Below are 25,274 nucleotides of genomic sequence, written 5' to 3'. Positions count from 1 at the left end.
CATCCCACGCTAAACCTGTTTTTTAAACCGACAGGCGTTGACGGGCAGCTATGAGCGAAAAGCGGACGTAAAAGTGGTGCTTAGACTGCTACGCATATTTGCATAATTTTACGGAAGCTTGACCCGATATGCGCGAAACTTGGCTCTTATGAAGCAGTCGAATTGCCCGATAATCACTATAATAGGTTATCGGGTCATGGTTGACATGACTCCTGCTGGTTTAAACAAAGTTTGGAGAACATATAATGAAAATTACTCAGGTCCGTAATGCCACTCAGATTCTCGAATATGCGGGTAAGAAGTTCCTTATCGATCCTATGCTTTCTGACAAAAATATCTGGTCCGGTTTTGAGGGAACTGTTCGCTCAGAAATTCGTAACCCTATGGTGGAATTGCCTCTGGATATCAGCACACTGCTTGCTGTGGATGCTATTATTGTCACCCATACCCACCCGGATCATTGGGATCAGGCCGCTGTGGATATTGTGCCAAAAGATAAGCTGATTTACGTCCAGAATGAGAATGATGAAGCGCTGCTGCGTACTCAGGGCTTCACTAATCTGGTTGTTCTCACCGAAACCAGCAGTCTTGAAGATATTGAACTGATTAAGACAGCATGCCAGCACGGTTCAGATGAAGCCTATGCCAACCGACAGTTGGCAGAAATGCTTGGTGATGCCAGTGGTGTTGTATTCCGCCACCCATCGGAAAAAACCTTATACCTTGTTGGTGATACAATCTGGATCAAACCCGTGGAAGAAAACATGCGCAAATATATGCCGGATGTGTTGATTATGAACACTGGCTGGGCACATGTTCTAGGCTATGGCGCAATCATATTTGGTAAGGAAGATATTGTGAGGGCGCATCTTGTATTGCCAGAAGCCCAAATTGTTGCTACCCACATGGAAGCTGTTAACCACTGTCTGGTCACACGACTGGATATCCTGGAGTATGCGCAGATTAACCATGTTCAGGATTACGTTTCAGCGCCCGCAGACGGCGAATCTGTTTCGTTCTGATTACAACCGACAACCCGGGAGTTACGGTGTCTGTGATTTCAGTTGCTATACTTGTTACTGAGGGCTTCAGCACTTATCACGTATCAGTTCCGCTGATCCTTTTTGGCGATACCGCCACAGACCAACGGCTCTTTACCCGGCTGATATGCGCTGAAAAACCGGGTCTTATCTGGTCTGACGAAGGAACGGCAATACAGGCTGATCATGGTCTGGATGTTCTGACCCAGGTTGATACTGTCATTGTGCCGTTCTGGGGAGATGTGCGGAAGCGGCCATCCGAGCCTGTGCTTAACGCTCTGGTAAAAGCGCGTGAAGCGGGAGCTCAGATAGTAGGGCTATGCTTAGGCACTTTCGTGCTGGCTTATGCAGGTTTGCTGGACGGGCATATGGCGGCAACACACTGGGAGTATGAGGAAGATTTTCGGAAGTTGTTTCCGTCCGTTCATTTGAATCTTAACGAACTCTATGTAGATGATGATGGACTGACTACATCGGCAGGAACGGCTGCGGCGATGGATTGCTGCCTGTATATCATTCGTCAACATTTTGGCAGCCTGACGGCGAATCACATTGCCCGCAGGATGGTCACACCTCCCCACCGTGAAGGTGGTCAGGCGCAGTATATTGATCATCCCGTCATTCAAAAAACTGCCGACTGTCGAATTAATATGGTTCTTGATTACCTGCTACTAAACCTTCAGGAGCCGCACGATATTAATTCTCTGGCTGAATACGCCTCAATGAGTCGTAGGACACTGACGCGACGTTTCACGAAAGCGACCGATATGTCCGTCGTTGAGTGGATCACGGCTGCACGGCTGCACCGGAGTCAGGAACTATTGGAGAACATGGATCTTCCTGTAGAACAGGTAGCTGAACAAGCGGGGTTTCAGTCCGCCCCAACTTTTAGGCTGCAGTTTCGGGAAAAATTCGGTGTCAGCCCCAGGGAGTGGCGGAAAACATTCCGTAATACATAACTCATTAAACTGAAGACAGATGACCCAGTACTATGAACGTCCGCTTCTGGCACTGAGCGGACGGTCAGATCTTATACAACCCAAAGCAGAAAGTGTCAGATTAAGTATAAAACGCCCGTTTCTTCCTAGGATTCACAGCGGGTAAATACACACTAATCGAGAGCCTGGCCAACAACCATTCTGTGGCCATCGGGTGTTCCTACGGTAAATTCACGCATACCATGCGGTTTATCAACGGGTGGAGCCATTATGATCGCCCCCTTGCTTACAAACTCTTCATAAAGTGTCTTAGCATCATCGACATACAGATAAGCAAAATAGTTGTGATCGCCGGTGTCAGAGGGTGGCATTGCATCCGGTGAATGGCCTAACATGATACGCACGCATCCCCTAGTGGCGAGTTGCCAGCCCATGCCCTCAGGCCATGCCAAGTCAAATCCCAGGACATCGCAAAAATAAGCAGAGCTTTTTTTGAGATCGCGGACTGCAATCACAAACGAACTGGACTGAAAGCTGGCTGTAGGTTTAGTCATCATGTAGTTCCACTTCTAGATTTTGTTGAGCTAGAGCGTAGCACATGCCTGACTAGGCTAGGAATCACCCTCTCCACTCTGGTACATTTGTTGCTTTCATGCAGGGTAGATCTTCTACCACACAACGGTGTTCAGAATGTCAGAGAGTAAGCAAATTCATATAGCTGCGGCCGTCATAACCGATCTGGCTGGCCGGGTCCTTCTGGTCAGAAAACGCAACACGGAGTGGTTTATGCAGCCGGGTGGAAAAATCGAATCTGGTGAGCGGCCAGAGGTGGCACTTGCACGTGAACTACAAGAGGAACTGAATGCCTCCTTCCCCCCTGATGAGATGGTCCCTCTAGGGCGCTTTACGGATCTTGCAGCCAATGAGCCTGGATATATGCTGATTGCTGACATGTTTAGAGTCAGCACTGAAGAGACCCACTTTCTCCCCGCTGCAGAAATCGAAGAAGTGATATGGTTTGAACCTTCTGGCAACCAGCCGTTGCAACTGGCCCCGCTAACCAAAAATCATATTCTTTCTATGCTGGAACGTTAACGGGTCATTGGTAATAACAGCCCCTTCACCATAACAACACATTAGAAAAGGATAATTTCTTGCATTCGATTACCCTGCCATTCTCCACCGAGCGCCTGCTGCTACGCCGTTTTACACCTGACGATCTCCACGCCTATGCGGCTTACCATCGCCTGCCTGAAGTCTACCGCTACTTATATGCTCCACCGCCAGAGCTGGCGCAAATGGAAACTCGGTTGGCAAAGGCCGTAGCCTCACGTTTCAGTGAGGATGGTGACACTTTTTATTGTGCCGTCACATTGAAAGAGAGCGGCGAACTCATTGGTGAAGTGTTACTGAAGCTGGCCAGCAGCGCGGCGCTACAAGGTGAAATCGGTTATATCTTCAACCCGGTTTATGCCGGTAAAGGCTATGCGGCAGAAGCGGTACGTTCGGTACTGGAACGCGGCTTCACCGAAGTGGATTTCCACCGCATTTTTGCTCGACTTGATGCAGCGAATCGCGGCTCTATCGGCGTGGTCGAACGCTTGGGCATGCGTAAAGAGGCACATTTGCGACAGAATGACCGCTTTGATGGCCAATGGGGCGATGAGCTGATTTATGCGTTGCTGAAGCAGGAATGGCCACAAAACTGATGCCGAGGGGGATACGGCGGATTTGCTAATGTCTAGGAGTAGGCCCTTTTATGCGAGGAAACGGTATGTGTTCCACTACAAAAAGTATGATTATTGTGGGGGCGGGAATTATAGGGGCCTCTATAGCTTATCATTTGGCCAGCCGTGGAATAAAAGTGACCGTTATCGACCAAGCGCATCCAGCTTCTGGTGCCACCGGCAGCGCTTTTGGCTGGATCCACACCACTGTGAGTGACGATGCCCCTGATGCACTTCTCCGCCGAGCGTCGGCGGAAGACTGGCACAGGTTAGAAAAAGAAATTCCGGAGCTTTGTATACGTTGGGTTGGCGCGTTAAGTTACGGGGCCGATTCGCCTTGCGAACAAGATGAGTCGAAAATACTTCAGCAGTCTGATATATCCCGGCTTGAGCCAGCGATGAATGCCCCACCTTCACGGGCGCATTATGCCGTTCAGGATGGCGCAATAGATCCGACAGAGGCCACCCGAGCCTTGCTGGATAAGGCCTGCCGTCTTGGTGCGGAGTTGAAAACACAGACGCTCGTCACCGGGTTCATACAAGAGGGAAATAGAATAACTGGCATCGAGACAGCGGAAGGCATATTAAACGCGGATTTTGTGATTCTGGCCTGCGGGACGGGTATAACTTCGTTGCTGAGCATGATAGGGATTACGCTCCCGATCGTGGCTTCACCAGCCATTCTCCTACGTTACCGCGTGACAAAACACATTGTTAATACCCTAATATCTGGCGATGACATTGAAGTTCGCCATGCATTTAACGGGGATCTCCTGGCTGCCGAGGATTATCCGGTTACGGGTGATACTGAAGCAGTGGCGTATGAAACCCTCACGGCGATAAAAAACAGGCTACAAGAAACGGCATCGGCCTATCTTCTCAGGCAGTCGGTAGGACAACGACCTGTACCGCAGGATGGACATCCTGTCATGGGGTTTATTGATGATATAACGGGTATTTACGTGGCGGTCATGCACCCTGGCGTAACCTGTGCGGCAACTGTTGGAAGGATGGTGAGCGAAGAACTGACCATCGGCAAAAACCTGGAAATTCCCGAAAGCTATCGACCTACCCGTTTAAGGTCTTGATCATCTGGTGCCCCGCCAGAGTGTTCAGCCTCTAGGGGAAAATATAACGGGCCGAGACCTGCCTCCATGATTACCCCGTGAAGCTTTCTTTTCTTAGGCGACTGATGCCTATTTCTTCGCCAACCAGGGAGACGTCGTGCTCCAGAAAATGATATCTGCACTGAGATAGTCTTCTGCGAATTGTACAAATTCGTCCTTGCTAAATAGCTTACCCGTATTGGGGTTCCTGTAGGTCAAGGTCGGCTCCTGCACAGCCATGGCAACCAGTGCCAGCTTACTTTTGTATTTGTTGAAGAACGGATAGGAGTTCTTCATTTGCGCCTTGCGGTTGGGAACAATATCTGGGCCGCCGAGCCCAATATTATTGGCACTTGCGAACTCAAACAGTCGCCCCATGTAATTGTGGTCGTTGTTCCACTCGCACGGCCAGAAATTTACATATTGCACCACATGTGATTTGGTGAACACCTTGCGCGCAAAGGCGAGATTTTCCATTTCGCCTGCGAAATAGTTATCGCAGGAAAATCCCTTGGGTAGCTTTTTCTCGTCAAGATCAATGGCTGTTTCAGGTAGGTTCACACCATAGACTCGGCCATCGAAGCGCTCTGCAAGCGCTGCCAACAGAGCCTGATAACGTTGACGCACAGCAGGATCCCACTGCTGTGCCACCCAACCCGAGCCAATCGGCTTTCCTTCGCCAGGATTGTCAAATTGCGGCGATATCCCACCACCGTACCTGGCATCATTCATCAGATAGTCCGGAACGTATCGGGCATTCTGTTCGAAAAACCGATCCTGGATCTGGATGAAAAGTTTTTTCTTGTTTGCTTTGAGACGAGTCAGATCCTGCTCAATCTGCGAAAAGTTGTATTTGCCCTTCTCTGGTTCGAGTGAGCGCCAATTGTAAACGATCTGCGCACCGCCAATATCGCTACGCACCATAATGGCTGATGCCGCTTCGAGATCGCCAGAGCTGGTATAGACAAAGTTTTCTGGCATTTTAGCTAATACGGGCAGTGTCACAGTAAGCAATGTTATTGCGACAGTGAGCCTGATACGTATGGTCACGAAGTTACCCCTTTCTGATGGTGCGACTATCTGAAACTCCATTGTGCACTAACGACAAATATCGAGGGGAGAATAATACCACTTTCCACCCCAAAGTAGCTGGTAAAATTGTATTGAACTGCATGATAGATATAGGGAGAGAAACCCACACCGGTAGTATCCTTGAACTTTTTATATGAACCATCATTACCACATTGACTGAAGGCATCAAAGAAGAACTCACCAACATACCCATAAACCCCCTTAAAAACCCATCCAGAGTCATTAGACATCCAGTCTCTTCTCAGACCCAGTGCGATACAGCGGTCATTGAAGCTGTTTTTCATTGTGCCAACTAAAATACTATATTTTGAATCCTCAGAAAACTTTCGTTCTACGGAGAAAAATTTGTTATCAAAGTTCTCCGTGTATTGTCCCTCATTGTTTATCGTATGATACACAAAGGAGCCGGTGTTAATTGAGTATAAATTTATTTCACCTGCGACACATGCGGGCACCACTGTTAACAAACATACAATAGCCACTGACTTATTAAGCATTTAAATGACCTCTTTTAATATGCGTGGTGATTTTTTGAGAGCCCACTCCCCCTGAGAGATACGGCGTAGTAACTCTGTACGCTTTTCTCTCAGTAACGCTTTGCGCAAATAGCGCTACAGCAGACAAAGGGGCTGCAATGACCAGCAGGCACGCGGCCATCAAACGGGGGAACGAAGGTTTTGCCATACCAAGCTTCTTCCATCACGGATAACATCTATTAACAGTAGTACATTCTTTATGGCGGACAAGGATGAACAACGTGGTGAAATTTGCCTCCCAGCCCCTGGTAGCGAACTCGTTCCGGCTTTGGGGTTAGGGATAATGCAGCCCCCCGTCTAGTCACCACATCCCCGATCGGATAGTATTTCCCCACAGATGGAATAATCAAAAGCAGCGATCCATGGACATTTCAGACTTAAGCCAAGCCCGTAGTAACACCGTCAGTAAGATCCTTAATGCGCCAGATTTTTCGGCCCTGCTGATTGAACACGGGTGGGCAGCGTTCCCGGATCGTTTTTTAAAAGCCGTCGCTAATGCGCAAGATACCGCCACTCAGGTTCTGCTCGATGTGCTACCCGCATTGTCGCTGGATATGAAAATTCAGGTGGCGCAGCAAAGCAAACACCCTTTTATCGTGCCCTGCATGATATGGCCAGAGTTGGTCTGGCGTTGGCAGCCATGGCAATATGCCAGCGAAACATTGGCTTGGGAGGCATTGAGTTCCCACTATCCAACGCTGGTTGTGGGGCTTGCCAGCCGACCAATGGCTTCACGAGCAGACCATGACCGGGCTGCGGACAAAGTTTACTCAGACTATTTTCTGGATCCCGTTGGCCCCATTCTTGATAAGTTGGCAGCCAATCCGGTATGGCCAGCGTGCTGGGCAAATATTGCTATTTATCATCCGGATGAAACCGTGCGTGAAAATATGATTTTCCGGCTGGTTAATCCCTCTCAAGCCCTATTGCAGTCACTGACCAAAGATCCTTCTCATTTGGTAAGGTGTCGACTGGTTTCCCGCTATCATGACGATGAAATGTTGATGATGGAGCTACTGGACGACGCCAATGTCTGGGTTAGCGGTGAGCTGGCGGAACGCGCCATTTCCAGTCATATATTGACCCAGCTTAGCCAATCGATGGATCTGTTTATCCTGAGCAGGCTGGCTCATAACCGGCAGTTTTTCCTTAATCCAAATCCGAGCACAGGCGCCCGACTCGTATGGCAAAAGCTGGCGCAGCATCCCTATGTGTTTACTGAGGATAGCTTTGCCGGTATGGCCGCACTGGCGGAAGATAACGTCATAGATTGGCCAATTTTTTCTCGTTGGGCTGAACAACTCGCAGATAACTATCCTCAAGTGCGTGATAAAACGCCGCCGTTCCGCACCTTTGGCTATTCTGAATTTCCGGCTTCTGAAACCAATTTGTACGACACTGCCAACAGCCTGTTTCAGTTTAACCGTTCACTGGCACTCAACCCTTTGACCCCGGTAGCGATCCTCCGCTTATTCAACCAGTGCCCATTTGAGCCGTTGAGGCAAGAGGTTGCCCAGAATCCAGCCCTGCCTGCATCCTAGATGAACAAAGTGGTGAAATTCGCTACCCAGCAGTTGAAGAAGCGAAAGTAACGAACCTGCTGCTCCCGACAGGCTCAATCAGCAAATTAAGGATATAGAATGTCGAAGTTAATTTATTATGTTGCAGCATCTATGGATGGCTACATTGCCACCCAGGATCATGAGCTTGACTGGCTGACTAATTTTATCTTAGGCGATGATGCTACACCTTATGATGACTTCTACCAGAGTATTGGCGCGGTGATTATGGGAGGAAAAACATACAGCTGGATAATGGAAAATGCCCATGGCGACTGGCCTTATAAAGATGTTCCGGCGTTCATTTTGACAAGTCAGGATCTGGCAATACCGCAAGGCACAGGCATAAGTAAAGTGAGTGGGAATGCTAATGATATTGCCAGGCATGCAAAACTGGCGGCAAAAGGTAAGGATGTTTGGGTTGTTGGAGGAGGTAAGTCCGCTGCATTTTTCGCCGATGCTGGGGAGTTAGACCAATTATATATCACAACCATTCCCGTATTCCTGGGGGAAGGGATCAAGATCCTACCCGTCAACCGTAGTGTGGTTGTGACACCAGTGACGAACAGATTTTTACAAAGTGGTGCGCTAGAAACCGTGTTATCTATAAGAAAATAGTGACGCTTAGTCACCATGCAGGATGGTTATAGTGGAGCGCCATCCTGCAGTTTACGTTTGTCAGTATAATTTATCGCCGTGAGGCTATTGATACCGTTAGCGGCTCAATAATATTGAGGCGAGAATATAAGCGAAATAAAAAGCCCCATTAATAAATAACATCCACACTTTCAGCTTTTTGTTTCTGGCATTGATCCACAGCCAAAATGCCGATGAAAGCGTAATAAATACCCCGATCAACACTTCATGCCGGGGCTGCCATGGCGTCAATAATATACCGATGGCGGGTAATATCGTGCCTTGGAAAACCATTGCGCCGGTAATATTGCCTAATGCCAGGGTATCCTTTCCTTTACGTATCCACAGAATGCTGTTCACCTTCTCTGGCAATTCGGTAGCTATAGGAATGATAATCAATGACAGCAATAACACCGAGATGCCAAGCTTTTCCGATACTGCGGCAACACCGTCTATAAAACCTAAAGCCCCTGCTACCAATACGCCCAAACCCATTAAGGTTTGCAGGATGATGGTAAATAGCGTGGTGGGCAACCCCACTCGGGATAAGAACATGACGTTATCTGCCGCAGTTCCATTGCCTTCAGCCACTAGTTTTTTCGAAGCGTGTAAGGTTTTTACAATATAGGTGACATAGAGCAAGACTAACAAAACGCTGACACCCATCCTGGCGACTTTCATTTCCACAGGAATGAACAAGGCGATTGCGGCTAACACAAAAGCCATCAGGAAGAAACGCGTATCCCGTATAAACCCCGTAGGCTCTGGGGTGATTGACCCGTTAACCCCCCGCCGTCTTACCACGGCCAGCGCCATCAAAAAGATCGACAGCGTAGACAGCATCAGCGGCGCGCCCAATATCGCCCCTACGCCAATCTCTTCGTTAACATTAGCCGCTGACGTACCGGCAACCAGGGCCAAAATGGGCACCATGGTTTCAGGTAAGGCGGTGCCAATGGCGGCAAAAAGCGAACCGGTTACCCCTTCAGAGATCTTCAACCTTTCGCCAAGGTGCTCCAGGGCATTGGTGAAAATTTCGGAGGCAATCAATATGACGACTAAAGATATTGCGAGTTGGAAAAATGACAGCGTCATCCTTTAGCCCTCAATTCGCCAGGCTTTTGGGTGAGGTTAGTTGAGGGTAAAGCAGCAAAAAGAGACATAATGGAAATACCGACTGGACGTAGCAAACCATGGTGTAATATTCCTCGTCCAATCCAAAAGAAATATTACCCCTATGGTCTCGCCAATCTGATAGACGGATGTGCCACAGCAAATTGCTGAGTATGTTGACACATCCTCCTTCATGATGAAGGAAGGCTACTCCCCAAATGAGTGGGGCAAGCTTAGTCGAACTGTCATGGCGCTGTCAAAGTCAATTACTCTGCCGGCCTTTCACCAGGCGCAGCGTTTGATAAATCGTCATCAACCGCTGGACTAATTGCGTGTGGTTATTGGAGCGAATACGCTCGGGTAACTCGTTTAACCATGCAGACAGCTGCACCAGGCCATAGCCATTTAGCGCCTCGGCTAACATTTCCACCCGCTCAATCCCGCGCCCTCCTTGATGCCGGATCCCCTGCTGTAACCACTGAGCCAGTAACGTTTCGGTGTCTGCCAACGCTTGTTGCATGCCTGAGCGCTGTTGCAGATCGGCCTGGCGCTCCATCGGGAAAGGCTCAGCCTCATCGGCACACAGCGAGAAAATCTGGGTGTCACTGGCGACGGCTAACGGCTCGATAATCAGTTTGCCTGACGCGATCTTCACCCTGCCTGAAATCAACCGCGGCGGAGTTGCTGGCGTGAGCATTGCCCTGGCCAATACCTCGATAGCCTGAGGGGCAGCACTATCGTAATTTAGTGACACTGTCACCAAATTATCATTACCCGCCTCTCCGCTTAAGAGTTCAAGCTGCAAGCACTGCAAGGCCGGGTCCCAGCACCAGTCGAGCACCTCGCTAACCGGTAAAATATGCAGCTGTTCGATCGGCTGTCTCGGGCGTACAAAATCCGGCAATGCCTGCTGGAGATGACGCTTCAGCGCTGCCGCATCAGGCTGCCTGAGCGGTTCCCCCAGCAGCTCCCACGCACGGGCAGAGAGCGGCAATACGCTGGTATATTGCTTACCGCTGGCAATGTCCAACGCTCCGTTTGCCCGGCGTTTGGCGGCATTGGTGATCACCTGGCAGGCCGCCAGTTTTTTTACCGGGTGGCCGGCAATCCTGCGGCTGCCTATCGGCGTCGCCACGCCTTGTGGATCGCTATTTCTAGGCCACTGGCGTTCGATCACCATCAGCGCTTGGGAGTCCGGGTCGGTATAGATCAGATCCACCCCTTCCTGCTGCTCGTCTGCCCAATAACGCGCACCGAGTGAAACCAGTTTCAGATGTTCCAGCTGGATCTCACCTTTGACGCCCAGGCCAAGAATTTCAGCCGCCGGAAGGCGTGGTAAGGTCTGCTGCTGCGCCTGTTGGTCCATGCACCTGGCCGCGACCAACCGGGCGGAAAGCCCGCTGATGCGCTGCAAGAATTCGACCGGATGATAGCGGCTTGAACGATTATGTTGATCGGCCATCCCTTGCTGAATATCCGCCAGGCTTTCGCTAATCCAGCGCCACTGAAGCTGCTGGGCATGGCGACTCACTTCTGCCATCAGGGGTTTGATGGCCGTCTCAGGCTGGCTGCTGCCGTCCGACCACAGCTTGAGCAGCAATTTATCCAACGACGTTTGTAATAACACTGCTTCTGATTGGTCGAATAAGGCGTTTGCCTTCGCCTGTTCGCCGTCAGGCAAACTGATTTGCAGCGTTAACTGCTCAAAGTCTGGCTGGCTGAGTTCGGCCTGCTCAAAACCCCAGACCGCCATCACAATATGTTCGCAAATCGTCTCCTGAATACAGTCACAGCGTGCATGAGCTAGGCTGCTGCGGGAGAAAAATCGCACGTCACACATCGGTAAACGCGCTGACGGAGTGGCTTGCGCCCCGCTGCCTTTGCTCAATTGCACCACTACGCTGCTCTGGATCAGCTTTTTAGCCCGGCTAATAACCGAGACCGGGACATCGCCAAGCTGTTCACTAAATTTGGCTGGGGACCAAGCCGGTGCAGGTTCTTGCGGCTGAGCATCGTCAGCTTCTGGGGGCACCCCAGGGGCATGTAACGCCTGATAGGCCAGGACCAGCGTAACCCGATGGCGGCACATGCTGCTGGCCGGGCAGCTACAAGCCGCATCCCGCAAGGTTTTGCCTGGCGGAAAAGTGACTTGGTTGCCGTCGCCGAACTTGGCATCAATACAGCCGTCATCACGCTCTGTCACTTCAGGCAGTTTTCCTTCGGCAACCTCTTTCTGTGCACGCTTAACGAAGCCCGCGTTGCTTAACGCCATTAGGGCTTCCGGCGTGAGTTCGAGTAAATCGGAACGTTGAGTCATCCTTGCACCTTTTCTGCCAGCCAGGCCGCCAGTTCGCCGGGCGTCATGGCGCCAATTTGTGCGCCGACCGCGACCAGCCGGTTAGCCATGTCACGATCGTATTGTGGGTTGGCCTGGTGATCTAACGCTGCCAGCCCCAACACTTTGGCTCCGGCCTGAATGCAGGTACGCACCCGCCGTACCAGCTCGCTTTCGCTGCCGCCCTCGAAAAAATCACTCAGCACTACCACGATCGTGCGCTGGGGATTGGTGATGCAGGACTGGGCATAGCCCACCGCCTTGGCGATATCGGTGCCGCCACCTAGCTGTACTTTCATCAGCAGTTCAACCGGATCGCTGACGTCTGCGGTCAAATCCACCACCGCGGTATCAAAAGCGACCAGCCGGGTTTGCATGCCTGGTAAATTCCATAGGCAGGCCGCCATCACTGCGGCATGGATCACCGAATCCACCATCGAGCCACTCTGGTCTACCAGCAGGATGATGTCCCAACGTTCGCTATGGCGTTTAACCCGGCTCATAAACGCTGGGGTTTCGATAAACAGCTTGCCGTGCTGTGGGCTCCAGCGGTGCAGGTTATCGGCAACGGTGCGTTTAAAATCAAAGTTGCGCGCCACCTTGACCTGCGAGGGGCGGCGGCGGTCACGGCTGCCGGAAAAGGATTGGCGCACGTCACGTGCCAGGCGTTCCATGATCCGCCGAACCACTTCCGCCACCAATCGGCGTGCGGCGGCCAATACCTGCGGGTTCATCAAGTGTTTGGTGTGTAACACCGCTTTCAGTAACGCTTCCGAGGGTTCAATACGTTCCAGCACGTCAAGATTGGTGACCACATCGTCAATGCCGTAGCGCTCAACCGCGTCCACTTCCAACCGTTCAATCACCTCTTTCGGGAACAGCTGATGAATTTCATTAATCCATTCAGGCGTAGTCAGGTTGGATTTACCTAGGCTGGCTCCACGCTCACCGCGAGCCAAACGCTCCGGATCCCGTCCATACAGCCATTCAAGTGCGCTATCGACTGAGCGATAGTGATCGTCTAATTCACCCAACGAGGCCTCGGCGGCTTCGCCTAACAGCAAGCGCCAGCGCTGTAATTCTGGAGTTAATTGATTTGCCATTATGCCAGCCCCCATTGGCCAAGGATTTCCAGTGCCCGCTTTTCGGCCTGTTGCATAGCAGCAATCTCTTGCGGCGTTGCGGCAGTAATTTCGCGATTTAACGACGAAATCGGTAGATGACTCGCCTGATGGAGCTCCAGTATCTGGCGGGCAAACTCACCGCGCTCCCTTGGTGGCAGCCAGGCAAATGCACCGCGCATCGCGGGCAAGGCCAGCAGGAAGTCTTCATCATCCAGTGCGCTAACCAGCTGGTTCAGACCTTCAACAAAGGTTATATCCTGAGTCAACTGGTGGCGCGCCAACGCAATCAATCCGCTGAGCGCATCGCCCATTTTATTGGCTGCCAGGGTGGCCAGCAGCGCTAACGGCTGTGCGATCGGCGATGCGGTATCAGGCTGGGTGTCATTCAGGCTGAGTAATGCGCCCAATGCCGCACCACGGCTAAGCGGATCGGCATCGGTAGACGCGGCTTTTCTTTGCCAAACGGTGAGCGCGCGATCGGCTTCCAGCGCGGGAAATAACGTATTGCGGTCGGCATCAGGCAGCGCGAGCAGATCCCGCGTCACCAAACGGATCGCCTGAAATGCCACAATGTGCCGATGGCTGTCGACGGGGTTCACGCTGCCATAGCTTTCACATAGCCATAGTGCGCGGTCGAAAGTTATCTGGATCACCGTCAACAAGATCGCTGATCCTTGCATACCTACGCTTTCACCGTGGCGATAGAGCGTGTGGGCGGCTTCCAGCGCTAACCCCAGGTCTTCAAAGTTCCCTTCCTGGCTGACCGCCGCAGTGAGCTGTTCTACTACCCGGCTGCTGAAATCCGCGAGCCCGGCCAATGCCGCCTGATTCAGTAATCTAACCAGCGCTACCACCATCCCCTGGCTACCGTGCAGATCCAGCAGGGCCTCTTCCAGCTTGGCCAGTGCGGCATCGGCCAGCGTAGCGCCGTAGGAGGCTGCTTCAATCAGCGCTGCAACCTGCTCAAGCGGTGCTCGAAGCTGCCAGTGTTCGCTCATTTCGCCTGACATGGCTTGCCCAACCCCCTTCAGGCAGTGAATGCCAGGGATCGCCAATATGGCTAACTGATGCAAGGCTCTGCTGCGCTGGCGATCTTCCGGTTTAAGCAGGTCGAGTTTGACCTCCGAGGGGATCGTAATCGCCAACCGCGCCAATTCGAGTTCCAGCGAAATCAACAACGGCGGACGTGGCGTATTGGCCGCCAGTTTACCGTGCGACTCCCCGGCTAAAACCGCCATCATCTGCACCAGAATGGGGTCGGTTCCTGGCCGTAAAGGACCGCGATAGGTCCACGGCAGCGGGACATCCATCGCCTCTTTCACCAGCGAACCGGCCATGGCATCCAGCCAGTCATTGCGTAACGGCAACTGGTGGCCCCGCAGCCGCGCAAGTGCCTGAACCCGTAAATACACCGCGCCCATATCGGCGGTAGACGCCGGTAGGTTAAGCTTGCGCAGCCGTTCAAGTATGCGCTGGAAAGCGTATAGCCCCGCCTGCTCCAGGCCAAATTCCCACACCCACTGCTGGAACGCCGGTGACGGCATACCGGAAGCATAGCCAGTGAAAGCATCCAGCCGTTTATAGCTGTAGGGCACCAAATAAGAACCGGTGGTGTATTGCGCGTCGCCTTGCCAATCGTCAAAACATTGGCTTAAAGCGGGCAGCTCAGGCTCATGATCTTCACTGGGGAGGTTTTGCCACAGCTTCATCAAGGCGGGGGCGTGATAGCCGCCACACACCACTAACACGGCCCCGTTCTGTTGATCCATAGCCCAGCGGATCCAGCGGGCCATCATGGCTTCACGAGCCTGATTGCCTTGCGAGCCGGAAACCTCTCCGCGTAACCGTTCGAAATAGAGGCTTAGGCGTTGTTCCAGCTCCTGCACATCGCACCGATCTTCAAATAACCGATCCCAAAGCGCATCGCGCCCCTGAATACCCAGTTCCAGGCTCAATGCTTGTTCAAAATCCTCGGCCCGTTGCTGCTGTTCGGCATCGGCCAAATCGGCGTAGCGGTTGGCAATATCGGCAAACGCAGCATGCCAGGCCGGCAGATCCATAAAGCGTATTTCCGCCTTGATAGCTCGTGCCTGCTGCAGCGCCTGCCACTCAGGAGAATGCTCGGCAAACGGTGACCAGGAACCTCTGCGCACGCCCTGTCCAGGCTGTTGTGGCACGCCATAGCTATAGATAGCCAGCGGCAGCTGATGGGGCAAAAACAGCTCATCAAGCCGGGAGTTGAAGTCCATCGGCCCTTCTATCAGCACGTAGCGCGGTTTTAGCGTGTTAATTCTCGCCGCTACCAGCCGGGCACAGGCCGGGCTGTGGTGGCGGATACCGATGATTTCCGGTGATTGATTCATTACGCAGCGCCTTTAAGGCAAACGGTGTCTGGCTTGGTAATAGGCCCGCCAGTGGTTACCGGGCTTTTTCGCGACCTTCTGCTCAAAATAGCGCCTGAGTTTCGCCCGATCGTCCGCATTGTCTTTGACCACCGTCCCGGCGATACACTCCACCAGATCGGCAGGCTCACCGCTGCGCTGTTCAAGAAACCATGCCCGCACCCCCACCGCATGGGCCACGTTCACCGCCTCGGCGGTCGACATCACGGCAGTTAACCGATCCATGGCACTGTCGCCGCCTTTACCCGCTGATTTCTCACCGCCGCGCAGATCGCGGAAGGTCGTGACCAGTAACTCCAGCACCTCAACGGGGACGGTGTGAGGAATGGCGCTCTTTTCCAACAGCCGGTTTGACGCCGTAGCCACCAAATCCAGTTCCTGTTGGAAATCCATGATCGGAAATACGGTTTCAAAATCAAAGCGACGCTTCAGTGCGGCACTCATTTCGTTCACCCCGCGGTCACGGGTGTTGGCGGTGCCGATAATGTTGAACCCTTCCTGAGCATACAGCAGGTTATGGTCATCATTCAGCTCGGGGATGGTCATCACGCGATCGGACAACATACCCAGCAGGCAGTCCTGCACTTCTAATGGTGCACGAGTGATCTCTTCAAAACGCACGATTTTGCCGTCGCGCATGCCCTGATAAAGCGGTGCCGGAACCAGCGCTTTCAGCGAAGGCCCTTCGTTGATCAGCATGGCGTAGTTCCATGAATACTTGATCTGATCTTCGGTAATCGATGCCCCGCCCTGGATCGTCAGGCTGGAGGTGCCGGAGATGGCGGTCGCCAGCAGTTCAGACAGCATGGATTTGGCCGTGCCCGGCTCACCAACCAACATCAAGCCTCGGCCAGTTGCCAGCGTGACCAGCATCCGCTCAATCGAGGCCACGTCGGCGACAATTTTACGCTCAATGCCTAACTTTTCGTCACCCAGAATAAAGCGCCGAGCGGCATTCAGGCTAAGTGCCCAGCCCGGTGGGCGCGGCTGATTATCCAACTCTGCCAACAGGGCAAGTTGTTCTGCATATTGAATTTCCGCTGGTGGCCGCTGCATTTTTTGTTGTTGTTCAGACATAGGGATGGATTCTCTTGGTAGGCGGTACGATCCCGACATACGTCGGGATCAAGGCAAGCTTAGGCGCGCAGGGCTTCCATATCGCGGATCAGTTCGCTGATGACGATGTCATCCACAAGGGTGAATGGTTTGCGTTCTTCGGTTCGCTGCCAGTAATACTGGCCGTCGTCGATCACCACCGTCTCCAGCGTCTGTTCAGGGTATTCATCGACCATGCCCACGATAATGCAAGGTTCAAACGACAGGCTAAACCCCAACTGGCGATCGATGGGTTTGATGAAGTCCATGATCGCGCCGCCATCCTGGGCATCGCCCCGGCGCCAGCCTTTGTTCGCCAGCCCAAGAATACGGCCAGTAGGGACTACGGCCCCTTTCCAGCGCAGCAGCTCACGGCTCGCCCGCTCTTGTTCGGTCAAGCTGTAGGTATCGCGGCCCAACTGCACGAACGGTTGCAACAGTTCATAATCGGCAAACAGTTGGCCGAAGCCTGCCGCCTGGTGCTCAGGCAACTCTAACGCGTGCGGAATACCAATGCGCACGTTATCGCCCTGTGGCAAGGTGTATTCGTCATCTTCTGCGGTGGTCAGGCTGCCGTCTTCGGCAACGCGGAAACAGTCCAGCAATTTGCCGCCGTGAGTCGATGCATCGTCCACCAGATAGACGCCCCACGCCAGGCGTTGCACCAAGTGGCGTACCAGCGGATGGCGTACCAAAAACAGCTCGAACAGCTCAGGTGTCCAGCGGCGGCGCTGGCACATGGCAATTTCCAGGCGCACAACTTGCTGGGCGGCCACGGTGCGGGCATCTTTTTTCAGCAGCTTGAAGATGTTCACCGCTTCGTTGGCCAGTTCCTGATTGTCGGTCTTTTTCGGCTTAGGCAGATCTTTCAGGCGGGTGCCATCCATATCGCGCACGAACGGTTTCAGCGTTTCATCGAAGCTGACGGTAAACTGGCGATCGCCAAAATCCAGCCGCAGCGAGCCGTTTTCATCCAGCCCTAAATCCGGCGCTAAACGGTCTTCCAACTCCTCAATGGTTAACTCGCGGGCTTCGGCAATGGCCGCGATCTTTTCCCGCGCCCGGTCCTGCAAGCCTTTAAATTTGACCTTCTGCGCGATGCCGTTCAGCAGCATCAGCGCCACATCAGATCCGATCTGATTCAACACTTCCAGGCCGTTAACCGCCCGCTGGTGCTGGGCCTCTCCCGGCCAGGCACGAATAAACGGCGTGAGCTTGCGTGCGGTGTCATCGGTACCAAACAGACCCAGAGACGTAAATGCCCAACCCTCTTTGGAGGGCGCTGCAGCAAATAACCATGCCGAGAACATATCCCAGGCAAAGTCCGCCAGTGAGTCTGGATCACAGGCCTGTTTAACCTGATTGATCCCTTCATACAGCCCCTCACTGATCGGGAAGCGCAGCATCGTACCCAAGTGTTCCAGCGCACTGTCCGGTAAGGCTTTGTTACTGGACTTGAGTAAAGGACGACGCCAACCGGCGGGTTGATAGAAGTCCGGCGATTTGCTGATTTTACTTGGGAAGCGATCGAGCGGATCTTCATCCAGCATAGCGCGCAGTGCGTCGATCACCTCTGGATTGCCGTAAGCTTCAACGGTTTGCATAATCAACGCTTCGTGCCCCTGCGTTGCCAGCATCCGTAACGCCGAGGTCGCGCAATCTTTGGCTTCCCCTTTTTTGCCTAAGGCCGTAGGGATCAGGCCGATAGCGCTGTGGTGCGGATATTTGCACAGCCACTGCTGGGCTTCACTACGCAGCGTTTTCAGCTTGAGGTAGGCACGGGCGATTAGCGGAGCCAATTCGCAGGCCCCCACGTGGCCCCAGATAGTGGTCAGTTCTGTTGGACGAGAGCGCACCGCGTTGATCAGGCCAGGTAGAGCCGCTTCGCCAAACTTGGCCACCATATACCCCTCACCACTGCATTGGTGAGTAGACAAACTGTTCCATAAGGCCAGCGCCATCTCATCGGGCAACAGGGAGGTAAAACGCAGACTAAAGTTTGACCAACTGGTCTGCGCAAGCTGAGCCTTCCAGGCGTCAATCAGCCCCTGCGTATCCCGGTTTCTGATGGCAATGGCCGCCGTTTCGTTCTGGCTCTTTCTGTTACCTGATTGATAAATCTGAAAACCCAGCTCATTAGCCAGCGTGTTCATATTTTTTGCGGCAGCCTGATAGCGTTTTTCCTCCCACCCATTCAGCGCTAACCACTGTTTTTTCTCTTCATCGGTTAAATCGAGTACCGGTGCCAGCACCTGAGGCTCAAGTACCAGGGTTGCCGCTTCGCGTTTTTTCTTTTTCTGAAGCCAAGGTGGGCTGACCAGCACCAGGGGTAAATCAGCTTCATCGGCTAATTCAACCGGGCCAGAAACACGGGCAATCAAATCTTGCACTTGAGTTTGCGCGGCCCCGCTCATCCACGGCAGTAACTTGGCCACTTGTTCAGGGTTGGCCAGCAGCAGATTGCTTAGGCAAGCGCTCAGCATGCCGCTGTCTTTGTTGTTAGAGGCCAACAGTTCGGCAAGCGCCGGGATCGATGCCAGCGGCCAACGGTGCGCGGCGTCGATAAACCGCGCCAGAAACGCTTTACCTTGGCCGGAAACCAGCGCCAGTGCGGTAATTGCTGCTGGCGTGCCAATACAGGCCAGAGCATCACCGGTAAGGGTTATTTCCGGTTGGTAGGCCAGGATTGGCACCGCGTTAACGCCGCGCTCTGCAATCAGCGTAGCGATACTAAATTCACAGTTAAGGAATGCGGCGTGACGATACACAGAACGGCTCATTGCACCTAACGACTTCAGGACAGCCTCGTCGGTGGCGACCAACTGTAGCCATGGCGTGACGTCACTATCTCCCTGTTGAAGCAACTCACTGGCTAATCGGTTGGCGATATCCGGGCGCTCAGGCAACAACAGAGCAATTAACGGCTGACGGCTGACATGCAACTGCGGCAAGCCCGCGATCAATTTATCCACGCAAATCTGCCATTCAGCTTCATCAGCACAAGACAGGAACTGACGGAAACGCAGCTCAGCGTAGCTATAGGGACACATCCACGAACTGCTTAGCGGTTGTTCGATCTCCTCATTGAGATAGTAACTTTGCTTTTGCGCACCGCGATCCCAGTTCGCTTCAACGCAAATCCCCTGCGCCAGTAACAGCACATCAATCGCATACGGTAATCCCTTTCTGGCCACTAAAAAGTCGGTAATATCTGCCGTTCCTTCGCCGTTATAACGGTGACCACCGACATTACTCGCAAGGGCAAACAACACCGCATCTGACTCGAGGGAGCCATCCATCTGCTGATCGGCCAACCGTTGCCAACTGGCAACATAGGTCTGACGTAATTCCGCAGAGGTCGAGTTAAAGTCAGCCAGGATACTGTCGTTTTTATACAAAATGTTGCGAAGCTTGATCCAACTCTGCTTATCGTTCAGCTCGGGCTTTTCAGCCGGATGGGCGCGGTTGGTCAACGCTTGATCGCTTAAATCTTTCGGTAAGGCAATCGGCTCACCGTTAGCTAACCACGGCGGCGTTTCTCCGGCGGGTTTGGCGATGTCCGATGAAGCGACGGATTGCGAGAGTATGGTGGCAGCAGAGACCGGAGGCGTACTTTCTGCAGGGGTATCGCTTATTGGCTCAGCGCGGGGCTTTTCTGCTGGTTCGGCCTTCGGTTTTGGCGCTGTGGTGCCAATGGTGGCGTTTTCATCAACGGCAATTTCAACGTAGCCTTTGCCGGTTTTTTCCTTCACCAGCTTGGTCATGGCAGCCGAGGCCTTGGCTTCGTTATCAAAACTCTTGGTCTGGCTTTGCCCTTGCGTACCAATCTTGCCCCAGCGCAGGTTTAAATCACTGTCCGACTGCTCGATTTGCCAAAATTTGTTTGATTTATCATCTTTGAATTCGAAATGACGCACCGCTGTCTCCCTGGGGATCAATTATCCATAAAATAACGCGTGGGATTAAGTTATCAGATATTTAGGCTATGAATAGAGGGACCACATGGAATTTGGGAAAAACGCCATGCGGTCAGATTGATGACAAAGCGATGTGCACACATGCTGCGCCCAAGGTCCCTCTTAAAGATAACAATGCAACTGTATGACCCGCTTAACCGTTGTTAATGCCTCACGCAGGGTGGGCAGCGGCAGCGAACCCAACGCCAAACGCAGGGCATGTGGTATATGAACCGAAGTAGCAAAAGGTTCTGCGGTAGAGAGCGAAATACGCTCTTTTAGCAGGGCTGCGGCGATGCGATCCGCCCTAACCTCCTCTGGCAAGGGTAACCACAAAAAATACGAATCAGGGTGGCCAATATAGTTCAGCTCGCTCAGTGCTTCACGAGCGATTGACTGACGTAACCGGGCATCTTGGCGTTTTTCGTCTTCTAGCCGCATAACGGTGCCGTCTTCGATCCACTCACACAGGATCGCGGTCATGATCGCTGGGGTATTCCAAGTGGTTGCCCTGATGGCGCGTTCCAATGCGGGGATCCATTTTTCCGGCGCGGCCACTATGCCAACACGCAACCCGGTCGCAACATTCTTGGAAAAACCGGAGATATATACCGTGGATTCAGGGGCGAGACTCGCTAACGGCAATGGCGGTTTCTCTGCCAGATAGGCGTAGGCGGCATCCTCAATGATTAGCAGCCCATGCTCACGCGCCAGCGCCACCAACCGATGCCTCTGTGACTCGCTCATCACCCAGCCAAGTGGATTATGCAGCGTTGGCATGCAGTAAACGGCCCGCACCTGTCGGCGCTGGCATAGCCGTTCAAGTTCAGCCAAATCAGGGCCGTCACTTAACGCGGGAATGGCGACCAGCTCAAGATGGTAGCTCTCGGCCAGGATTTTAAAACCCGGGTAGGTCAGGGCATCAACCGCGACCACGTCGCCCGGTTGCAACAGCCCCATCACGGTGACGGCTAACCCTTGTTGAGCGCCATTAACCAGTAAAATATTCTCTGCCGCCAGATTTAAGCCACGGTGGCTCAGATGTCTGGCTACGATCGCCCGCTCGTGTGGCCGGCCTGCATGGGGCTGATAGCGTAGCAATGCGTCCAGATCGCCGGAGGAAGCCAACTGGCGTAAAGCAGCCCTCAGCAGTTCGCTTTGTGACGACAGCGTTGGGTAATTGAAGTTCAGATCGAGCATGTCCGTGGCGACGGCCTGCTGATCGATGCCCAAGCCCGGCGGCAGCGAAATCTCCCGAACAAAGGTCCCCCGGCCTGCCTCCCCGCTGACTAACCCCATCGCTTCAAGTTCCGCATACACCCTTGAGGCAGTGACCAACGACATACGTTCCTGGGCGGCAAGCTGGCGATGAGTGGGTAAACGGGTCCCTGGTATAAGACGCCCTGCGCGAATATCAGCGGCAAAGCTATCGACCAGCGATTTGTAACGAGCACGCGCCATAGCAACTTGTATCCATGACAATTTTTTGATTGTCATTATTTTGCGGCATAACATGCCGATCCACAATCTTCCAACGTCGAAAATAAGGGTGTCACATGCAGGTGAAGAACGAGGTAAATAGCACCAGCGGCTGGCTCAACGGCTTTCTGGGCATGGTGATCTTCAGCGGTTCACTCCCCGCCACCAGAGTCGCCGTGCTCAGTTTTGATCCTCTATTTCTTACCGTCGCTCGTGCTTCTATCGCTGGCTTGATCGCTCTCCTGCTGTTAGGGCTGTTTAAGCAACAACGGCCACGAGGCGATCAGCTATTCTCTCTGGTGATCGTTGCGTTGGGCGTGGTGGTGGGTTTCCCACTGTTGACCGCGTTGGCGCTTCAGCATGTCACCTCAGCCCATTCCATCGTCTTTCTTGGCCTGCTGCCGTTAGCTACCGCGATATTTGGCGTGTTACGGGGTGGCGAGCGCCCTCGCCCGGCTTTCTGGCTGTTTTCCATTATCGGCAGCCTGTTGGTGATGAGTTTTGCGTTTGTTCAGGGTGTTTCCGCTTCGCTGGTCGGGGATTCGTTAATGCTGGCGGCGGTGGTGGTTTGCGGGTTCGGCTACGCCGAAGGGGCAAAACTGTCGCGGGAGTTAGGGGGCTGGCAGGTGATCTGTTGGGCGCTGCTGCTGGCGTTACCCGTGATGCTGGTGACTTCACTGCTGCTGATGCCTTCATCCCTGGAGGCTATCCGCCTGCCAGCCTGGATAAGCCTGGCCTATGTTTCGCTGTTCAGCATGTTGATTGGTTTTATCTTTTGGTATCGGGGCCTGGCCCAGGGGGGTATTGCCAGCGTCGGCCAACTGCAATTGCTGCAGCCCTTTTTTGGCCTGGCCCTGGCGGCAGGCTTGCTGCATGAACCCGTCAGCCTGTTGATGTTGGCCACTACGTTGGGGATTATCCTCTGTGTGGCGGGATCGCGACGATTCGCCGGTTAACTCACCCGCAAATAAGCAAACAGCAGGGCTAGCAGGATCACAGCGACGATGGTGGCAATAGCCAGGCGATCGGCAAAAAGACGGCGCATTGGCTCTCTCCTCAGGCAAAGTTATAACGCTCGCAATGGTAGCGCGACATCGGCACGTGCAAATCGGCCAGCGTCTGCTCTATCACGTCCATCATGACGTTCGGACCACAAATAAAGTACTCATGTTCGGCATAACCGGGTGGCAGATGGCGTTTGAACAGTTCCGCAGTGATAAAGCCCCGCTCACCAGGCCAGTCCTCTGGAGGCTGTGTCAACACATGGACAACTTTCAGGTTCACTCTTTGTTCCAAGGCGGCCAGTTCCTCACGAAAGGTGACCGACTCCCAGTCTTTGCTGCCATAAATCAGCATCAACGGTTGGCGATCGCCACGATCGGCCAGCGTGCGGATCATGCTTATCATCGGCGTAATGCCCACACCATCAGCAATCAGCACGCGCAGATCGGCCTGTTTACCCAGCGTGAACGCGCCATAGGGGCCATCAAGATAGACGCGTTGCCCAACCTGCAATGTAGCAATAGTGCTGGTGAAATCACCCAGATTACGAATGGACATCTCGACCTGTCCATCCGCAACTTCGGCACTGGAGGAGAATGAGAACGGGTGGCCCGTAAGGCTGAATGGGCTACCCCAGACGGTCAGCCAACCAAACTGACCGGGGGAAAAGCGAAAGCCTGGATGCCCTTCCGGCTGCATCAGCAACGTGGTGGTGTCTCCCCGTTCCTGGCGCACTGCCGCAATCCGATAAGGCTTGCGTAGCATAAACAGGGGTTTGATGATCCGCACATACAGCAACAAGGCGAGCCAAAAAGCGATCAGCGCAATCCACAACCCACGTTTCCAAGGATCATCCAGATAGAAACTCCAGCCAATCATATGCAGGATCCCTGCCCCAAGCGCGATCAGTGCCAGGATGATATGAGTAAGATGCCAGGTTTCGTAACGGATATTCAATTGCACGCGCCAAAGCGCGGTGACCACCAACGCAATTAGCGAATAGGTTGAGAGCGCGGCAAAACGGGCGCGCCAAGGGGCTTCAATAAAGTTGAGTAATGCCAGCAGTTCGGGGCGGACGACAAACAAGATTATCGGGTGGGCAATCACCAGCCCCACGGCGATTAGCGAGATACGACGGTGAAAATGGTAGATGACATCTTCGCCCAATGGTTCGGTCACATAGCGGAAACGAGCGGTCAGACCGAACTGCAACCCCATCATTGCCAGCCCGGCATAACCTAAGGCAACTGAAAACTCGGTCCAGAAATCCCTCGCGGGCGGCATAGCCCCCAGTAATAGAGCAAACAGCGGAGCAACAATGAAAAACAGATAAATCAGCAGCCAGCCAGCACTGCGCATTGTGTAGTTCATGGCCATACCCCGTGCCGAACGCCTTGAGCTCAGTATAATTCAGCATCAGCTATTTGCTGTCTTATGGCGAGAGGTTACCACCTCGCACCAGAGTTTAACTCCCCGTTTTCACTTTCAGCGATTCACCGATAGCATAGAACTGCCCACCGGCAATATAGTGCAGGCTACGCAGCGCAGGTTCGGCTGAGTCAAAATGCCAGTGACCATCTTTAAACACTCGCGTATCGGACCAGGCTCCGGTCACTTCGCCAATAAACAAATCGTGGGCCTGCTGATTATGGGGCTCAGAGATCAGCCGACACGCCAGCCAGGCAGAGCATCCGGCCACAAAAGGCAGTGGTCGATCGTCAAAACTGAACAGCTCAACACCACAGTTTGCCAGTTTGTCGGGGTCGTTATGCAGGCTGAGGTTGCCAACCTCATAGGTCAGCTGTAGCTGGGCCGCAGTGGGAACCTGGATCACAAAGCACCCGCTCTGCTCGATCAGCTCACGGGTTTTGGTCATCTTGTCCAGCACCACCGTCAGCTTCGGCGGCGAAAAGTCCAGCGCACAGGCCCAGGCGGCGGCCATCACGTCATTGACACCGTCGTGGCTGGCGGATACCAACACCGTTGGGCCATGATTAAGCAGGCGATAGGCCTTTTCCAAGGCCACGCTGGCAATAGGTTGGTTCATCATTTATCCCTCAAAGTTAGGCTGGGCTGGATACATTATCGTAGCTCGGCCACGAGCCATTGTGAAAGAGATGTTGGGGGGAGCCGC

At 53.2% G+C, this 25,274-nt stretch carries 20 protein-coding genes and 1 riboswitch; of the genes, 8 read left to right on the top strand and 12 right to left on the bottom strand.

Annotated features, from left to right (window positions below; all coding sequences use genetic code 11):
- Positions 1–245 precede the first annotated feature (245 nt).
- Both N6G83_RS51480 and N6G83_RS51475 read left to right on the top strand, forming a co-directional pair.
- Positions 246–1,022, top strand: a complete 777-nt coding sequence (locus N6G83_RS51480) for an MBL fold metallo-hydrolase (protein WP_211136545.1) — start codon at positions 246–248, stop codon at positions 1,020–1,022.
- 26 nt (positions 1,023–1,048) lie between these two features.
- The gene (locus N6G83_RS51475) at positions 1,049–1,999 is read left to right on the top strand and encodes a GlxA family transcriptional regulator (RefSeq protein ID WP_211136546.1); all 951 of its coding nucleotides are present in this window, start codon (positions 1,049–1,051) and stop codon (positions 1,997–1,999) included.
- Positions 2,000–2,151: 152 nt separating this feature from the next.
- On the opposite strand, the gene N6G83_RS51470 is transcribed toward N6G83_RS51475, so the two are convergent.
- Complete coding sequence (locus N6G83_RS51470) at positions 2,152–2,535, bottom strand: VOC family protein (protein WP_211136547.1); 384 nt, start codon at positions 2,533–2,535, stop codon at positions 2,152–2,154.
- A gap of 133 nt (positions 2,536–2,668) precedes the next feature.
- Here N6G83_RS51470 and N6G83_RS51465 point away from each other — a divergent pair, with 133 nt between their 5' ends.
- From N6G83_RS51465 to N6G83_RS51455, 3 genes are all read left to right on the top strand, one after another.
- The gene (locus tag N6G83_RS51465) at positions 2,669–3,073 is read left to right on the top strand and encodes an NUDIX domain-containing protein (RefSeq protein WP_211136548.1); all 405 of its coding nucleotides are present in this window, start codon (positions 2,669–2,671) and stop codon (positions 3,071–3,073) included.
- Positions 3,074–3,132: 59 nt separating this feature from the next.
- Positions 3,133–3,687: a GNAT family N-acetyltransferase gene (locus tag N6G83_RS51460; RefSeq protein ID WP_211136549.1), complete on the top strand. Its 555-nt coding sequence runs from the start codon at positions 3,133–3,135 to the stop codon at positions 3,685–3,687.
- Between the two features lie 65 nt (positions 3,688–3,752).
- Entirely contained in the window at positions 3,753–4,793 is a 1,041-nt protein-coding gene (locus tag N6G83_RS51455; RefSeq protein ID WP_211136550.1) for an NAD(P)/FAD-dependent oxidoreductase, read from the top strand.
- A 108-nt stretch (positions 4,794–4,901) separates the two neighbouring features.
- Here the strand turns inward: N6G83_RS51455 and N6G83_RS51450 are convergent, their stop codons facing one another.
- Both N6G83_RS51450 and N6G83_RS51445 read right to left on the bottom strand, forming a co-directional pair.
- Positions 4,902–5,792 (bottom strand): hypothetical protein, encoded by an 891-nt coding sequence (locus tag N6G83_RS51450; RefSeq protein WP_409529742.1) that lies wholly within the window; start codon positions 5,790–5,792, stop codon positions 4,902–4,904.
- 95 nt (positions 5,793–5,887) lie between these two features.
- On the bottom strand, positions 5,888–6,400 hold the full coding sequence (locus N6G83_RS51445) for a hypothetical protein (RefSeq protein ID WP_065684938.1): 513 nt from the start codon (positions 6,398–6,400) through the stop codon (positions 5,888–5,890).
- A gap of 401 nt (positions 6,401–6,801) precedes the next feature.
- Between N6G83_RS51445 and N6G83_RS51440 the strand changes: the two genes are divergently transcribed.
- A complete protein-coding gene (locus N6G83_RS51440) occupies positions 6,802–7,980 on the top strand; it encodes a hypothetical protein (protein ID WP_211136552.1) in 1,179 nt (392 codons plus the stop codon).
- A 99-nt stretch (positions 7,981–8,079) separates the two neighbouring features.
- Positions 8,080–8,616 carry a dihydrofolate reductase family protein gene (locus N6G83_RS51435; protein WP_211136553.1) on the top strand — a complete coding sequence of 179 codons (537 nt, stop codon included), beginning with the start codon at positions 8,080–8,082 and terminating at the stop codon, positions 8,614–8,616.
- Between the two features lie 96 nt (positions 8,617–8,712).
- Here the strand turns inward: N6G83_RS51435 and N6G83_RS51430 are convergent, their stop codons facing one another.
- The 7 genes from N6G83_RS51430 to N6G83_RS51400 all read right to left on the bottom strand — a co-directional run bounded on the left by N6G83_RS51430 (position 8,713) and on the right by N6G83_RS51400 (position 22,120).
- Positions 8,713–9,729, bottom strand: coding sequence for a sodium:calcium antiporter (locus N6G83_RS51430; RefSeq protein WP_199063267.1), 1,017 nt, complete (start codon positions 9,727–9,729; stop codon positions 8,713–8,715).
- A 120-nt stretch (positions 9,730–9,849) separates the two neighbouring features.
- Positions 9,850–9,976: riboswitch (yybP-ykoY riboswitch) on the bottom strand.
- Positions 9,977–10,009: 33 nt separating this feature from the next.
- Positions 10,010–12,064, bottom strand: coding sequence for an SWIM zinc finger family protein (locus N6G83_RS51425; RefSeq protein WP_260524301.1), 2,055 nt, complete (start codon positions 12,062–12,064; stop codon positions 10,010–10,012).
- Entirely contained in the window at positions 12,061–13,185 is a 1,125-nt protein-coding gene (locus tag N6G83_RS51420; protein WP_024530986.1) for a VWA domain-containing protein, read from the bottom strand. The genes N6G83_RS51425 and N6G83_RS51420 overlap by 4 nt, the downstream gene beginning before the upstream one ends.
- Positions 13,185–15,569: a DUF5682 family protein gene (locus N6G83_RS51415; protein ID WP_211136309.1), complete on the bottom strand. Its 2,385-nt coding sequence runs from the start codon at positions 15,567–15,569 to the stop codon at positions 13,185–13,187. Before N6G83_RS51415 ends, N6G83_RS51420 begins: the two co-directional genes overlap by 1 nt.
- Before the next feature lie 12 nt (positions 15,570–15,581).
- Entirely contained in the window at positions 15,582–16,685 is a 1,104-nt protein-coding gene (locus N6G83_RS51410) for an ATP-binding protein (RefSeq protein WP_199063271.1), read from the bottom strand.
- A gap of 59 nt (positions 16,686–16,744) precedes the next feature.
- Positions 16,745–20,620: a DUF4132 domain-containing protein gene (locus N6G83_RS51405; RefSeq protein WP_211136308.1), complete on the bottom strand. Its 3,876-nt coding sequence runs from the start codon at positions 20,618–20,620 to the stop codon at positions 16,745–16,747.
- A 162-nt stretch (positions 20,621–20,782) separates the two neighbouring features.
- Positions 20,783–22,120, bottom strand: coding sequence for a PLP-dependent aminotransferase family protein (locus tag N6G83_RS51400; protein ID WP_211136307.1), 1,338 nt, complete (start codon positions 22,118–22,120; stop codon positions 20,783–20,785).
- A gap of 95 nt (positions 22,121–22,215) precedes the next feature.
- Here N6G83_RS51400 and N6G83_RS51395 point away from each other — a divergent pair, with 95 nt between their 5' ends.
- Positions 22,216–23,094, top strand: a complete 879-nt coding sequence (locus tag N6G83_RS51395; protein ID WP_211136306.1) for a DMT family transporter — start codon at positions 22,216–22,218, stop codon at positions 23,092–23,094.
- A gap of 100 nt (positions 23,095–23,194) precedes the next feature.
- Here N6G83_RS51395 and N6G83_RS51390 read toward each other — a convergent pair whose 3' ends face one another.
- Together N6G83_RS51390 and N6G83_RS51385 are read right to left on the bottom strand one after the other, a co-directional pair.
- On the bottom strand, positions 23,195–24,511 hold the full coding sequence (locus N6G83_RS51390) for a ferric reductase-like transmembrane domain-containing protein (protein ID WP_211136305.1): 1,317 nt from the start codon (positions 24,509–24,511) through the stop codon (positions 23,195–23,197).
- Positions 24,512–24,605: 94 nt separating this feature from the next.
- Positions 24,606–25,187, bottom strand: a complete 582-nt coding sequence (locus N6G83_RS51385; RefSeq protein WP_211136314.1) for a flavin reductase family protein — start codon at positions 25,185–25,187, stop codon at positions 24,606–24,608.
- Positions 25,188–25,274 lie beyond the last annotated feature (87 nt).

The sequence above is a fragment of the Serratia sp. PL7 genome (assembly GCF_945957435.1).
This window is presented reverse-complemented; position numbering and strand designations above follow the sequence as displayed.